Here is a 14624-nt window from a genome sequence, read left to right as displayed (position 1 = left end):
AAGGTGCCATTCTCCGATTTGAGAATCATATCTATGTATGGAGAAATTTAGAAAAGAGAAGATTCTAACTATAATTTATAGAACTCTTATGCCATGAATTACTTACATATTTCCTTATTTACCAGAAGAAGAATCTCAGTTACATTATTTTCTGAACAGTCTCGTTAAAGCCATCCCAAGAAATCCAATGCCCATTCCTATTAGCCATCCAGTTTGGGCATTACCTAACATAGATCCCACTCCTCCACCAAGAAACATACAGCCAACGAATACTAATCCTCCAATTCCCCAATTTGGCCGTTCCATAATTCAATCACATCCTTTCAATAAAACATATGCGATTAGCTCCCTCAACTTTCTTCTATAGGATAGTTCATTATTTTGCTTAGGTTTAGCGCTTCAAGGAATTCATAAGATGTGAAGCTTGAGCCATTTATATAGATTGTAGAAGTATGAAGATTTTCCACATTTTAAAATAGTAAAGTATAAACATGAAAAAACTCCAAACAAATTTTGTTCGGAGTTTTTTCAAATACGCGATATTTATTTAATCTTCATTATTGAGTTCTATTGTACCTGTTCTAGCACTAACTTTTAAAATATTTAACAGATTATCAGGTGTCTTGATTTCCACTTCATATTCAAATTTTGATTGTGCTAAGTTGTCATCTTCTAATTCGAATTCTTTTTTCACATTAATAATTTCTCCATTTGTATGAGCTAAAGAAATTTCACGAACTTGTTTCTCTGTGTAGTTTTCATTCTTTTTTGCATAATTGTAACCCATGCCATAATATCCACTAATAATAGCAATACCACTTACTAAAATAGCAATTACACTTATCATTATTTTCTTTTTATGTTTTAACATTTCCATCCACTCCTTAATGATTAATCCTCTATTCCAAATCTTGCTTCAAGTGCATTTTCTGCTTGTTCTAATTGATCTTCCAGTATATCGTGTTCTTTTTCTTGCGTTTGATATTGTTCAACAGTTATCGTTCCAGCGTGATAATCTGCTTCTAGCTGATTATCAGATAGATCTATCTTGTCATCCAATTGGTCAATTTCTTTTTTTGCTGCTAAGTACGTATTTAAGTTTTCTTCTTTTGCTCCAACTGGTTTCGTTTTATTTGCCTTTTCTACAATAGATGTGACTTCGTTTTTGAAATCTTGTGTTTGCTTCGTATCATTTGTAGCAGCTTGTGTTTTGTTTGGTTCTTGTTGTAGTTGAGCGACTTCTTTTTGTAATTTATCATTTTCCACTTTCAGTTGTTGTACTTCTGTATTGTTATCAACTTGAGTAGAACAAGCTGTTAAGAATAAACAGGACATTGCTCCAATCAGCATCCATTTTCCCATTCTGTTTTCCTCCCTTTACATGTGCACCTTATCCTTGCCTTTATATTACTGAACAAACATTAAAGGAAGATTAATGTACAAAAAAATAAAGTGAAGGCTTTTACAGGCAGTTAATCCCTACCTCCCTCCCTCGCATTCACCGAATTTTGAGGGAGGAGTCTTACTGCCCGTTAATGCGGGATAAAATGATATAATTAACTAGTTTCTAATCTTTCTTTAATGTTTTGGAATTATAGTGATACATATTAATAAGAAGAAAAGGAGAATGTTAATGCGAGTTCTTATCGTCGAAGATGAACAAGACTTACAAAATATATTGGTGAAACGATTAAATGCAGAACATTATAGTGTCGATGCATGTGGGAATGGAGAAGATGCCCTGGATTATATAAACATGGCTACCTACGATTTGATTGTCCTTGACATTATGATTCCCGGAATAGATGGTTTACGCGTATTACAAAGATTACGCGCGGACAATAATACAACTCCTGTCTTGCTTCTTACAGCTAAAGATACAATTGATGATCGTGTAACAGGACTCGACTTAGGTGCAGATGATTATTTAGTAAAGCCGTTTGCTTTTGATGAACTGTTAGCAAGAATTCGAGTGTTAATGCGAAGAAAAACAGGAAATACATCTAATGTGTTTGAAATCGCTGACCTAGTGGTAGATTGCAATATGCATAAAGTAACAAGAGGAGACCAAGTTATCACTCTTTCCAGTAAAGAATTTGCTATTTTAGAATATATGATTCGTAATAAAGAAGTTGTGCTGACACGAGATAAAATTGAGCAACATGTGTGGAATTACGACTATGACGGCGGATCGAATATTATTGATGTTTACGTCCGCTATCTTCGTAAAAAAATTGATAGCCAGTTTGAAACGAAGTTAATTCATACAGTACGAGGAACTGGTTACGTATTGCGAGTAGAATCATGAAAAGACTATCAATAAAAATGAGAGTAACTCTGTGGTATACGGGGCTAATTGTAATTATTATGGCACTCGTGTTAGCTTTTATTTTAACTTCTTCAGATAAAGTTTTGCTTTTTAATATGAAAGATCAATTGAAGAACACAGTAAAAGAAAGCATGGAAGATATCGAATATAAGCATGGGCAGTTAAAGATTGACGATGATTTTGAAACCTTAGAAGATGGAGTAAATATAAGCATTTATAGTAAACAAGGTGAGCTGTTGGTAGGACATAGTCCAACAAGCTTTAATAAAAAGATATCGCTTAAATCCGATGAAATACAAACCATTAAAGACGGCAATAAAGAATGGATAGTATATGATTTTCTCCATAATGCAGGCGGCGATGAGCAAGTCTGGGTTCGTGGAATAATGACTATGAACCAATTATCCTCAACGATGAATACGCTTATCGTGGTAACAATCATCTCATTCCCATTACTTATTCTTATTGCGGCATTCGGAGGATATTTTATTACGCAAAGGGCGTTTCGACCTGTGCAACAAATGAGTGATTCAGCCAGTAAAATTGGTGATGGTAAAGACCTTTCGAAGAGAATTAATTTACAAGGTTCACCGAAAGACGAAATGTATCATTTAGCACAAACCTTTGACAAAATGTTTGAGCGATTGGAGACATCATTCGAAAGTGAAAAACAATTTACATCTGACGCATCTCATGAATTAAGAACACCAACATCTGTTATTATTTCACAATGCGAATACGCATTATCGCAGAGGAATAACCCGAAAGAAATGGAAGAATCGTTAGAAGTAATTTTAAAGCAATCACGTAAAATGTCCGCTCTAATCTCACAACTCTTATTGTTAGCAAGAGCTGACCAAGGAAATCATAATACTTTCCAATTTGAATGTATCAATATGAGTGAATTAACGGAAATCGTTGTAGAAGAACTTTCATTAATGGTTCAAGAAAATTCGATTGAAATAACAACTAATATAGAGGAAGACCTATTTATTAAAGCCGATCAAACATTGATGATGCGTTTATTAATGAATTTACTAACGAATGCGATTGCTTATAGCAAAGCGAGTGGAACTGTGAATATGCAACTATTCCGTGATGAAACCAACATAATAGGTAAAGTCTCCGATAATGGCATCGGCATCAGCGAGCAACATATTACTAAAATATGGGACCGCTTCTATCGAGTTGATGCAGCACGCACATCTTCAAACATCGGAAACACAGGTTTAGGATTGTCGATGGTAAAATGGATTGTCGAACTACATGGAGGAGAAATTACGGTTGAAAGTAAATTAGGAGAAGGCAGTACTTTTACATTTAAACTACCAATTGAAAAAAGAGCATAATTTATACGTGTCTGTCGCTTCAGAATAAAGATTGATTCAAAGGCTCTCTACAATCCTTATGTAAAAATAACTGACGCATTTTAAACATCATCGATTTTATCATTTTGGACAACCTATTCTGTTAAATTAATATACATGCGAAAAAACTATCGAAATAAAACCCCAGAAATCCAATGGTCTCTGGGGCTTCATTATATATTTAGCTCTTTTTGCTTTTTGTTTTGTTTATGTCTATACAGTAACTTTCGACTTATTAGAGAAATCACTAATAAGGTCAGAATTAATAAGATAAGTTGCATAAATGATAAATCAAAATATTTAGCACCTGTAACGATTAAAAGTGTAGAAATCGTGCCTTTTACAACGAAAAAAATAATAACCCATAATCCGCCTTTTTTCCAGTTCATTTTATATTACCCTTTCCTGCGTTTAAATTCTTAAAAGATTTAATGATAGTTCTTAAATGTGAAAACTTAATAGAAATCTATTATATTAACAAAAAATTCATGTCTAATTAAATGCAACGATTCTATATTAAGTGAAAATGATATTCATTGTCAATTTTATTAACTATTTGAATACTTATTCTTAATCTCTTTCTACTTTGTTTCTTATAAGCAATACACTTTTGTATTCAAACAAAAACACCTCCATTACATTTGCACACTTAGTATGCGAATGCAAGAGGTGTTTTTTCATATACCATCAGGTAAGATTTTCTGCTTTGTTTATTTCTAGATACGTAGCTATTTTTTAGTACACAATTACTGGATCATACGTGTTCAAACTATCATAGACAGTTTTTGCAACATTAGGAAGAAGGTTCACACACCCACCTGATCCTCCTGTTAAATAAGCATTATTTCCCCAGTCTTTTCGCCAGCCGGCATCGTGGAATCCTTGACCGCTATTTGTGAATGGAACCCAGTAATCTACTTTAACTGCATAATCAGCTTTTCCTACTGCGTTACCTCTTAGCGTATATGGTGTTCGTTTATATAGGACGTACCACACACCTGGTGATGTATCTTCACCAGTACTATGTTTACCAGTTACTACATTTGTTGTAACAACTAATTTTCCATCTTTGTAAATCCAAATTTGTTGCTCTGCAATTGAAACTTCTGCATAAGTGTCTCCGATGCCATTATTCGATGTTGTTTTATAACCGATACCTTCCTTCTCCCAACCATTTCCGTGAATATTAGAAGCAGAAAGCGACTTTTCGCCTTTCTCAAAGGCTTGTTGAACTTGTTTAGTTTCTTTTTCAACATCTAGTGCCCAGCCGTATCCTTGTCCTTTTACTGATATGACTGAACCGGAATGAGTTTTAAATGAGAAATCTTTATTTAATGTTGATTTGGCATTATTAATTTCAGTAATTTTCTTCTTAATGTCACTCGCATCAATTGTAACTTTCATATCCTTTGACATAGAGGCATTTTGAATTAAATCTTTCGCTTTTAAAGGATAAACTTCATCCTGCACTTTATACTCAACAGACTGCCCAAGAAGATTCTGTAGTGCTTTCTCCTCTTTTTTGACAATCGGGTCGTCTTCTTTAATAGGTTTTATGTATGCAGACTTCAGATGAATTTCGCTTTTATATTTTTGCTTATCGTAATCTTTCAGTAGACTAGTAACATCATACTGTTTTCCTTCAACACTTTTCGAAATAACAATTTTCCCTTGTTCTAGCTTCGCCATAGCATCTTGAGGCGCTTTTAATTTCTCATTCATAGAGATGAGCTTTTCTTCTACAAGCTTTTTCATCGTTTCACTACGATACTGATCTGCCTTCTCTGGTAGCAATGAATAATTTTCTCCCTTTGAGGAAGGGAAAAATGTCCACTGACTTTTTAATAGTTTCTTAACTTGAGGCAAATCTTTTTCCGTAAGTTCCGTTTTTGTATCTTTTTCATCTAAAATTTGTTGTTGATCAACATAGACTTTGTTTGCTAGTCCAGATGTCTTTAATTTCTGTATTGCCTGATCAGCGCTCAGACCACCAACTTTTGTGTCATTAATTGTAACATTCGAATTGAAGTGAGTTGCCTGATAATAACTCATTCCCCCAATAAGAAGTGCAATTACACCAATACCCGCTGCGATAAACTTCCAATTTGTATAACGTTTGTTTGATCTTACTCGTTTTTGATCAATTTCTTCAACTGATTCATTTGTTGTATTGTTGTTCATCAATCTTTCCCCCGTATGCATTAACGTCAAACGATTTTCAACTAAAATCATAGACTAGTGTACCTTATTTTTCCTAAAATTTCATTATTTCCGACCACATTTTATCGCAATTTAATGATTTAATTTAGATTTTTTAATAGTACGATGCATTGAACAGTCACTTACAAGTAATAAATCATTCAAAAGTGTTGCTTCCTTATATCTATCAATCTAACAGAATAAGTTCCTCCCAAAACGCTGCAAACGAACTAAATTCTCATGAATAACAGTTTGTATTCATATTTGGATACTTCAACATATTTAATTGATAAACATGAAAATTCCCCTTTAAGAAAAATATAAAAAATCAGGCAGTATACTTGAATTGCTCTCCGCAAGAGAATATACTAATAAAGCAGGCTATGACGTTCCTTCCTTCTAACTTCTTTGGCGAAATAGGGATGTTACTTTCCTGCTAAACACATAGGCTATGACAATTCTTCCTTCTTTGTAGAATTTTCAAATTGTTTTAGAGTTGTCAATTTCCTATGAAAATAATTAGACTATAAAACCTCTTTCTTCTTTGGGATTGAATAAACTTTAGTTTATCAACCATTGATGTAGAGGTTTTCTTTTCTTAATTAACAAATTACCACTTAACAACTAAATGTTATACCCCTAATTTTTCACTAAAAAATAGCTTTATACCCTCAGTGCATTTCTCTACAATTAGTGTGTTTATGCATGTAAAAATAAAAATCTACCACTGAAAGGAGGACAGTCGGACTATTCCCCCTCTTTTATAAGGAGTGAATAATCGGCGTTCTCATGAAAAATTCTATTTATATAAGAAGAAGTTTGAAAGTAATTATAAAAAGAGAAGAAAATAAACTACCGAACATGTATTTAGCCACTGCTTTAAAAAACTTGGAAAGTTTAGGATTTACTTTTTCTGAGCCTTTAATAGAAGAGTTGCAAACACTTTCGGTTGGTGCATTCACATCGTTTTACAAAGAGTTGGTAAAACATTTAAAAGAAATGGTTGGTGCACATATTCAGTTTACTCCTATGTATCCAAACTTTCCGCAACAAATGATGGATTTAAGTGACGCTGATTTATACATCAATGCCGTTATTCATTATGTGACGTTGCGCCTACCTGTATCAAAAGTAGAAGAACGACTTCCTCTTTTAGATAGCGTTGATTTGAAAGTTATTGACTTAGGAAGTGAAGAAGATTTCAATCAAATGATTTCTCAATTGATTCGTGCAAACAGCTCTATTTCCTCAACTGATAAGACAGATGTAGAATGGGCTATTACACACACTGAAGATGTTTCCTGTTTTCTACCTAATGTAATTCCTCATAAGGAAAATATGTCTTTTATAATTGGGGTTTTATTAATAAACAGAAAAATATCAGCCGATGCTGCTGCAAAGTATTTTAAAACAGCAACTGATGTTCTTCGCCTTGCAGTTGCTTTATCTGAAGGCGATGTGAGTTTAGCATCCTCCGTTCGATTCAAGAAGTTTAACCGAGCAGAAAGACGCTTCCTTTTAGGATTGTTAGAGCAATGCGGAAACATTACCGAAGATATGCTTCGATACAAAAAACGTTGGATTCGTTTAGGTGAAATTCTTCATCCAGCAGAATATCATACTCGTTTCCCAAAAACCCACCGAGCATTTGAGATTCTTCGCAACAACATTAAAGTTGAAACATTTAATGGAAAAATAGAAGCAGCTTTGTTGAATCGTGATATCATGACAGCGAAAAATCTTTTAAAAACTCGCCCGGGGGAATTTGCCAGACGCTTGGATCATTTAATCCGTTTATGTAGTGATACATCAACAGATGTTTTCAATATTCTCGAAGAGTTTCTAAGTATAATAGGAGACGTTTCTACTCCTGTATTACTTCAACTCACGGCTCATTTTAAGCATCGAAATGATAAAAATGAATTTCGCACCTTTTTTCCAAAGGGAAATGTAGCAAAAGCTATAGGTATTGAAAATACACTTCCATTTATCTCAGAGGATATTTGTTTAATGATTGTAAAAATGTGTGAAGATACTTTAAAAAATCGCTTCGCAGAACTTCCAAGTCTCGGAAAAGTATTTTTGGATGAACAGTTAAAAAATCACTTAGTTCCCTTCTCTCAACGTTCAGCCAGCAAAGCGCTTCGCACATTATCTCGAGGAAGTAAAGTAGATTTGCCAGAAGGAGATACGATTCGTTTTTTCCTATGGTGGAAAGAAGGCTATGTGAATGGACAACATACAGGACGTGTTGACATTGATTTGTCTGCTGCAATGTACGACGAAGATTGGCAATACAAAGAACATGTATCCTTCACGAACTTACGTTCAAAAAATTTCAAAGCCTACCATAGCGGAGATATTACTTCTGCACCAAAGGGAGCATCTGAATTCATTGATTTCGATATTCCGTCTGTGCTGAAATATGGTGGACGCTATGTAGTTATGACTTTGCTTTCTTACACAGACCAACCATATAAAGATTTACCAGAATGCTTTACTGGTTGGATGGTTCGTCAATATCCTGGTTCAGGTGAAATATTTGAACCTTCTACTGTTCAAGATAAAGTGGATATTACTGCCGACACCCAAATCTCTATTCCAGTTATTTTAGACTTAAAGGAACGAAAATTGATTTGGACAGATTTGTCTCTTACAAGAGATCTAACTTATGATAATACCATCGAGGCTAATCAAAAAGGTATGATACTAGTTGGAAAGGCTTTAACTAATTTAGTTAAACCGAATTTATATGACTTGTTCCGATTACATATTGAAGCTAGAGGTGAACTCGTTCAAGAAATCGAAGAAGCAGAAAGCATTTTTTCTTTGGATAAAGGGATTACTCCTTTCGATATCGAAAAAATAATATCTGATTTTATTGCTGACCCACAAGACTAACTACATTACAAACATTGATAATGTGTGGAAAATATCCATGTATAATGTCTATGTGAAACAGGACCTGATAGATAAATATCAGGTCCTGTTTTTTATTTAGTAGATACTAAATAGTCCGGTTAATCACTATTCATCTAAATACACTATACTAATAAAGTGAAATTTATTCGAAAGAAATTCATTAGTTAATACGTAACTAATTAAGAAACATTCATATACCAGCCCAAACATCTTTTCCATATCGCCCTTCATCTTGCACACGATCCAACCAATTTCTTGCTTCTTGTTCACTGACTTCATGAATTTCTTGATATGCTTGACAAAGGGTATCTTCTACATCCGGAGCCATTTTACTTCCATCACCACATATATAAAGATGAGCTCCATTATCTAATAACGAAATTAAATTGATTCTATCTTGTTTTATTAAATGCTGTACATATGTTTTTGGATGTCCCTCTAGACGAGAAAAAGCTGTGTGTAAAGAGATTAATCCATCTCTTTCATCATTTTCTAATTCTGTACGATAGAGATAATCTTTTTCAGGATGACGACAACCAAAATATAGATGCGCTTGTCCTAAGTTCATACCTTTTTGCTTTTGAACACGACGCGCTTGCAAGAATCCACGGAATGGTGCAATTCCAGTACCTGGCCCAACCATAATAATTGGTGTTTCTGGATCTTTAGGTAATTCAAAGTTTGATTGTGGCGTTCGAATGAAACAGATAATCTCATCTTTATTATGACGCTGAGCTAAGTAATTAGAAGCGACTCCTTCATATGTCCCTTCCCCACTCCATGCAGGCGCATTAACAACACCGACCGTAATGCTCAGACGATTCTGTGCAACGAGTGGAGAGCTTGAAATAGAATAGTAACGCGGTTTGAGTGCAGGAAGAAGTTCTAAAAAGCGTTCAAATCGGATTTCACAAGCCTCATACTTTTCAAGAAGGTCCAACATTGAAATCCGTTTCTTTAATATTTGTTCATGGTAAACTCCTTCTTCTAATAATGCTTCCAATTCTTTTTTATGAGGAGGACATGCTGTGAATGTTACCATTTCTCGTATTTGTGCTCGAGTGGCAGCTTCTTGAACTTCAACACTATAACTAAGAAGGTCCAATAAACTAACAGGACTGTCTAAAGGTATGTGATTTATACTTCGTCCACTTGCACTCAGTATAACTTGATCCTTCCCATTTAATCCAAAACGTTTTAAAATTCGGTTGATATTTTTCTCGCTATTAACTGGCAACACTCCAAGGTGGTCTCCTTCTTTATATGTAGCGCCTTCTGGCAAAGATACCTCGATATGTCGTGTACTTCTATCACTGCTGGGTGATTGGAGTTCACGATTTTCTAGTATAGATGCATAAACTGCTTCATATGTTCGTGCAAGAGGAGACCCTCCAAGACGACTAACAAATTGTAGACTCAAAGTACTGCGCTCTTTTTCCATATTTTTGTTGAGCTCCAATCCAAATGCCTTCATCGCATCAGACCACATGTTTTGTTTCCATTGCTCAAGCTGTTCCTCGAAATCACCACTTGCATCTGCTTCTCCGCGTTTAGAAAATCTTGTTGCTCCTTTTTGAGCCATCTGCTCATCAATGTATCTTGGAATCCGTTGATAGGTACTAGCCCAATTATGATCTCCACAACCAAAAACTGCGTATTGAACACCTTTTAGCTCATCTGGTTTTAGTTCCTCCAACCATTGCACAAACTGCCCTGCATTACTTGGCGGTTTTCCATTATAAGAAGAAGTCACAATAAGTACCGCTCCTTCTTTTGGCAAACTTCCAATTCGATCGTTAAGAGCTACCACTTCCGTTTGAACCCCTTCTAAACTAGCTGTATCTGCTAATTCTCTTGCAATACCTTCTGCTACACCTGTATCCGAGCCGTACAGAACAAGAAGTGAAAGATTATCGGCCCCAATAATAGAAGGTGGCTTCTGAACGTGCTGCTTAATTTCATCGTTTTTAAGCTTGTCCTCTGTAGTTGTAAGAACAGTAGGATGACTAATAGTTTGTTTTCGGGGTAGAATCCTAATCTTAAAATCACCGGGCTTTAGCGTTAATGTTTGTTTTACGTCCAGCTGATAGTTTTGATAATCGATTAATTCAAAATGTTGAAGAAGCATTCCCATTACAAGAGTGGCTTCATGAAGTGCAAATTGCATACCGATACATGCTCTCTGGCCATTTCCAAATGGCTTATAAGCATGATGAGGAACCTTATCATGCTCTTCAAATCGTTCAGGTTGGAATTCTTCCACATTGTCTCCCCATGCATCTTTATCCCTATGCAGCTGTGGAATAAGAACAGAAATACGATCTTCTCCTTTCTTAATTGGGTATTTCCCACCAATCACTGTATCTTCTTTTGCATAGAGACTGAATGCTGGAGCGGTAGGCCATAGACGTAGCGATTCATTTAAAATCATCCGTATATACTTCAGTTTCATAACTTGTTGATATGTTGGAGTAGGATCTGTCAAAACACGGTCTACTTCTTCATAGGCTTTTTTCAATTTATCCGGATTCTTTAATAAAAAGTAAATTGCAAAAGATAACAATCCACTTGTTGTCTCATGACCAGCTATTAAAAAGGTAATAATTTGGAAACGAATGTTTTCATCATCTAATTTTTCACCAGTTTCCGGATCCTGCACATTTAACATACGGGAAAGTAAATCATTTTCTTCCTGATCTCCACTACTTTTACGTTCAGCAATAATATTATCTACTAAAGAAAACATAGATTGGATATCATGCTGAAATTGACGTTTCGTTCTCCACATGAGTTTGTCTTCTATATCCAGCCGCTGCAATTGGTGCATTGCCTCATCTAGAGCACGGGTCATACTAGTGATAAAAGGATGAGGGGTCTCACGATAAAAGCTATTAAATCGGTAATTAAAACCACATAGACCAATTGTATCTAACGTAAGACGAGTCATATCCTCCGGAACATCTACGTTTTCATTCGGATTAAGCCGTGCCCATTTTTGAACGAGTTGTACAGCAAGATCGACCATCATGGCATGGTAATCTTTCATTGCCCGTTGGCTAAATGTAGGCATCAAAATATTATGAGCTTTTTTCCAGTTAGGCTCGTGAGTCTCGCTAGTAAATAATCCGTCCCCAGCAAAGGCACGAACTTTTGCTAAAGCACCCTCTATACTTTTATCGAACCGTGTTTCGTCACAAACTTCTGCTACCAATTCATGTCCAGAAACGACAATGATGGTATCACTTAAAGTTTGAATTTGAAAAATGGGACCATACTCTTCCGCTATCTTGATAAAGGATAGGGTCGGTTTATCTTTATCGATTAATGGGAGATTACCCAGCGGTCCATATGTTTTCGGCTGAGGAATGGCAGATACTTTTTTTTCCATTAAAAACACCCTTTCAAAAAAGCATGAAATAAAGATATGTAATTGATTACCTTATTTTATCTTTTCCCTAACTATTCATGATTATGATATTGCGTATAAGCTTGGCAATTAGATTTATAACTTGTAGAAAAATACTAAATTAAAATGAAGCGAATAAATATAGTTGGAGCCTTTTAATGTTGGTATTAAAAGATAATCTAAACTTGTAATGTTTATGAGAAATTGCAAACGGATCTCATCTCTTGTATTTGTTCATAAAAATGATTATTTTGATTCATTTTCTTCTAAAACACCCCAAAATAGAGAAGTTGACGAGCTTAAGATTGTAGTATTTGAAAAATCAGTAGTTTAGTTAAACCAATACAATAAGCAATATACCGTGTTACTAATGAAAGAGGACCTGATATGAACATCAGGTCCTCTTCCACTATATAATTATGTCACTGCTTCTTTCAGTTCTTTTCCCATTTTAAATACCGGCGCCTTAGTAGCAAAAATTTGTATTTCTTTATAGTTTATCTAATCAGCAAACAACTTGTAGGAATCATTATCTAACGTTTTATTCTTCTCTACCGATTTAACTTCTCGACGGCTTCCGCACTTGTATCTACACGTTTAACGAAAAAAACTAATAGTAGTGCAACAACATTCATGCCAAGCGCTACATAGAATGAATATTGAATTCCGGATAATAAAGCCTTCTGAGTTACTATTGCCTTCGTAGTTTCTGTGAAGGTTGTTGGATCTATATGAGACATTAAACTTTCAGCTTTTGTTTTTGTTACAGAGTTCATAATCGTAACAAGAATAGCAGTACCAATCGAACCGGACACTTGTTGAGCCGTATTATTAACAGCTGTACCGTGCGGATTTAAGCGAGTTGGCAATTGATTAAGACCATTTGTCATAAGTGGCATCATAACCATCGCCATCCCAAACATCCGCAGTGTGTAGATAAGAATAATATGTGTGTGACTAGAGTCAATTTGCAGACTTGCCAACATATAAGTTGAAACAGCTGTAATGGAAAGCCCCACTATGCCAAGAATCCGAGGACCATATTTATCAAATAGTTTACCTGTAATTGGTGACATAATCCCCATTATAACCGCACCTGGAAGCATCATCAGCCCAGAGCTCAGCGGCGAAATACCACGGACGTTTTGTACATAAGCTGGTGTTAAAATCATACCCGAAAACATGGCCACCGCGTTAACAATTGCAATTACAGACGCAAGTGCAAACATTGGGTACTTGTAAACACGTAAATCCAATAACGGCTCATCCATTTTTAATTGACGAATAATGAAAGCAATTAGGGCAATAGCGCCTATGATTAAGGTTGTTAAGACAAATTTATTTGTCCAACCATCGGAGCTTGCAGAACTGAATCCATATAACAAACCGCCAAAACCGACAGAAGATAATAGTAATGAGAGATAATCAAGTTTTGCATTTTTGTTTTGTTTCATGACATTCTCAGATTTCCAAATCCCTAACAGTAAGCTAATGATTGCTAACGGTAAAATCATTTCAAACAGCAAACGCCAGTCATAATACTCTACAATATAACCTGATAGTGTCGGCCCAATTGCTGGAGCTGTAATCATAACTAGTCCAAAAATCCCCATTGCTGTTCCCCTTTTTTCTCTCGGAAAGCTTACTAGCATAATATTCATTAACAAAGGTCCCATAACTGAAGAGCCTGCCGCTTGAACCATCCGACCAGTAAGTAATAAACCAAAATTCGGTGCTACAGCCGCTAAGGCAGTACCAAGAATAAAAATCACCATAGATGTAATAAATAGGCTCCTATTTGAAAAACGCGTTATTAAAAATGCTGAGGCCGGAATTAATATACCACTTACAAGCATATACCCTGTAGAAAGCCACTGGATCGTTGAATAATCTTGAATGTTTAAATCTTTCATTATTGATGGCAAGGCTACATTTAAAAGGGAGTTATTTAGAAATGAAACAAATGCCCCAATAAAAAGGATTACAAGCATTACATATGGTGGTTTTCTTTTATGTAATGTTTCACTCATATATTTAATTGCCCCTTCATTATAAATTTCATTGATTCGTTTAAATCGTTTACATATTTGCACAAGAAAACATTACCCTTGCAGTATTTTGCCAAACTCTTCGAATGGATATTCTCTTTTTAGCAATTCCACTTGCTCAACATACCATTTTAAAATCTTTTTGTTGATGAAACCTTTATAAAAACGTTTGTTAACGGAATTTAAATTAGGCTGAAATACAAAAAGAAGCAACTGAAAATACCCTTCTAAAATAAATTGAAACTTTAAATCAATGGGAATTTTACAGGCAGTGAGAAAAATCAACAAGACCACGCACCCATTCCTTTAAATACAGGCTTGTAGATCTAGTTATGTAACCATCCCAAAAAAGG

At 35.1% G+C, this 14624-nt stretch carries 11 protein-coding genes; 3 read left to right on the top strand and 8 right to left on the bottom strand.

All coding sequences use genetic code 11. The features are described from left to right. Positions 1-144 precede the first annotated feature (144 nt). From ACTFSL_RS08575 to ACTFSL_RS08565, 3 genes are all read right to left on the bottom strand, one after another. On the bottom strand, positions 145-306 hold the full coding sequence (locus tag ACTFSL_RS08575; protein ID WP_000441009.1) for a hypothetical protein: 162 nt from the start codon (positions 304-306) through the stop codon (positions 145-147). A 241-nt stretch (positions 307-547) separates the two neighbouring features. Beyond that, on the bottom strand, positions 548-871 hold the full coding sequence (locus tag ACTFSL_RS08570; RefSeq protein ID WP_440041510.1) for a PepSY domain-containing protein: 324 nt from the start codon (positions 869-871) through the stop codon (positions 548-550). Between the two features lie 20 nt (positions 872-891). Then, entirely contained in the window at positions 892-1362 is a 471-nt protein-coding gene (locus ACTFSL_RS08565) for a hypothetical protein (protein WP_440041509.1), read from the bottom strand. 271 nt (positions 1363-1633) lie between these two features. Here ACTFSL_RS08565 and ACTFSL_RS08560 point away from each other — a divergent pair, with 271 nt between their 5' ends. After that, positions 1634-2308, top strand: coding sequence for a response regulator transcription factor (locus tag ACTFSL_RS08560; protein ID WP_135277243.1), 675 nt, complete (start codon positions 1634-1636; stop codon positions 2306-2308). Continuing rightward, positions 2305-3678, top strand: a complete 1374-nt coding sequence (locus tag ACTFSL_RS08555) for a sensor histidine kinase (protein ID WP_025686867.1) — start codon at positions 2305-2307, stop codon at positions 3676-3678. The genes ACTFSL_RS08560 and ACTFSL_RS08555 overlap by 4 nt, the downstream gene beginning before the upstream one ends. A gap of 191 nt (positions 3679-3869) precedes the next feature. Here ACTFSL_RS08555 and ACTFSL_RS08550 read toward each other — a convergent pair whose 3' ends face one another. After that, positions 3870-4085 (bottom strand): hypothetical protein, encoded by a 216-nt coding sequence (locus ACTFSL_RS08550; RefSeq protein WP_001104104.1) that lies wholly within the window; start codon positions 4083-4085, stop codon positions 3870-3872. Positions 4086-4431: 346 nt separating this feature from the next. After that, complete coding sequence (locus ACTFSL_RS08545; RefSeq protein ID WP_135277241.1) at positions 4432-5877, bottom strand: L,D-transpeptidase family protein; 1446 nt, start codon at positions 5875-5877, stop codon at positions 4432-4434. Positions 5878-6684: 807 nt separating this feature from the next. Here ACTFSL_RS08545 and ACTFSL_RS08540 point away from each other — a divergent pair. Then, entirely contained in the window at positions 6685-8796 is a 2112-nt protein-coding gene (locus tag ACTFSL_RS08540; protein WP_135277239.1) for a TerD family protein, read from the top strand. A 211-nt stretch (positions 8797-9007) separates the two neighbouring features. Here the strand turns inward: ACTFSL_RS08540 and cypD are convergent, their stop codons facing one another. The 3 genes from cypD to ACTFSL_RS08525 all read right to left on the bottom strand — a co-directional run bounded on the left by cypD (position 9008) and on the right by ACTFSL_RS08525 (position 14565). Next, positions 9008-12205, bottom strand: coding sequence for a bifunctional P-450/NADPH--P450 reductase (gene cypD / locus ACTFSL_RS08535; protein WP_135277237.1), 3198 nt, complete (start codon positions 12203-12205; stop codon positions 9008-9010). Positions 12206-12774: 569 nt separating this feature from the next. Then, positions 12775-14253, bottom strand: coding sequence for a DHA2 family efflux MFS transporter permease subunit (locus ACTFSL_RS08530; RefSeq protein WP_135277235.1), 1479 nt, complete (start codon positions 14251-14253; stop codon positions 12775-12777). A gap of 72 nt (positions 14254-14325) precedes the next feature. Beyond that, the gene (locus ACTFSL_RS08525; RefSeq protein WP_000243463.1) at positions 14326-14565 is read right to left on the bottom strand and encodes a hypothetical protein; all 240 of its coding nucleotides are present in this window, start codon (positions 14563-14565) and stop codon (positions 14326-14328) included. Positions 14566-14624 lie beyond the last annotated feature (59 nt).

It is taken from the genome of Bacillus cereus group sp. MYBK108-1, from assembly GCF_051917185.1.
GTDB classification, from domain to species: domain Bacteria; phylum Bacillota; class Bacilli; order Bacillales; family Bacillaceae_G; genus Bacillus_A; species Bacillus_A cereus.
Note: the sequence above shows the minus strand (reverse complement) of the source record. Positions and strands in the feature narration are given on the sequence as shown.

Excerpts from the sequence above, each read along its gene's own strand:
- ACTFSL_RS08530 (WP_135277235.1), bottom strand. The coding sequence starts at position 14,253 with ATGAGTGAAACATTACATAAAAGAAAACCACCATATGTAATGCTTGTA.
- ACTFSL_RS08570 (WP_440041510.1), bottom strand. The coding sequence starts at position 871 with ATGTTAAAACATAAAAAGAAAATAATGATAAGTGTAATTGCTATTTTA.
- ACTFSL_RS08555 (WP_025686867.1), top strand. The coding sequence starts at position 2,305 with ATGAAAAGACTATCAATAAAAATGAGAGTAACTCTGTGGTATACGGGG.
- ACTFSL_RS08560 (WP_135277243.1), top strand. The coding sequence starts at position 1,634 with ATGCGAGTTCTTATCGTCGAAGATGAACAAGACTTACAAAATATATTG.
- ACTFSL_RS08540 (WP_135277239.1), top strand. The coding sequence starts at position 6,685 with ATGAAAAATTCTATTTATATAAGAAGAAGTTTGAAAGTAATTATAAAA.
- cypD (WP_135277237.1), bottom strand. The coding sequence starts at position 12,205 with ATGGAAAAAAAAGTATCTGCCATTCCTCAGCCGAAAACATATGGACCG.
- ACTFSL_RS08565 (WP_440041509.1), bottom strand. The coding sequence starts at position 1,362 with ATGGGAAAATGGATGCTGATTGGAGCAATGTCCTGTTTATTCTTAACA.
- ACTFSL_RS08550 (WP_001104104.1), bottom strand. The coding sequence starts at position 4,085 with ATGAACTGGAAAAAAGGCGGATTATGGGTTATTATTTTTTTCGTTGTA.
- ACTFSL_RS08545 (WP_135277241.1), bottom strand. The coding sequence starts at position 5,877 with ATGAACAACAATACAACAAATGAATCAGTTGAAGAAATTGATCAAAAA.
- ACTFSL_RS08575 (WP_000441009.1), bottom strand. The coding sequence starts at position 306 with ATGGAACGGCCAAATTGGGGAATTGGAGGATTAGTATTCGTTGGCTGT.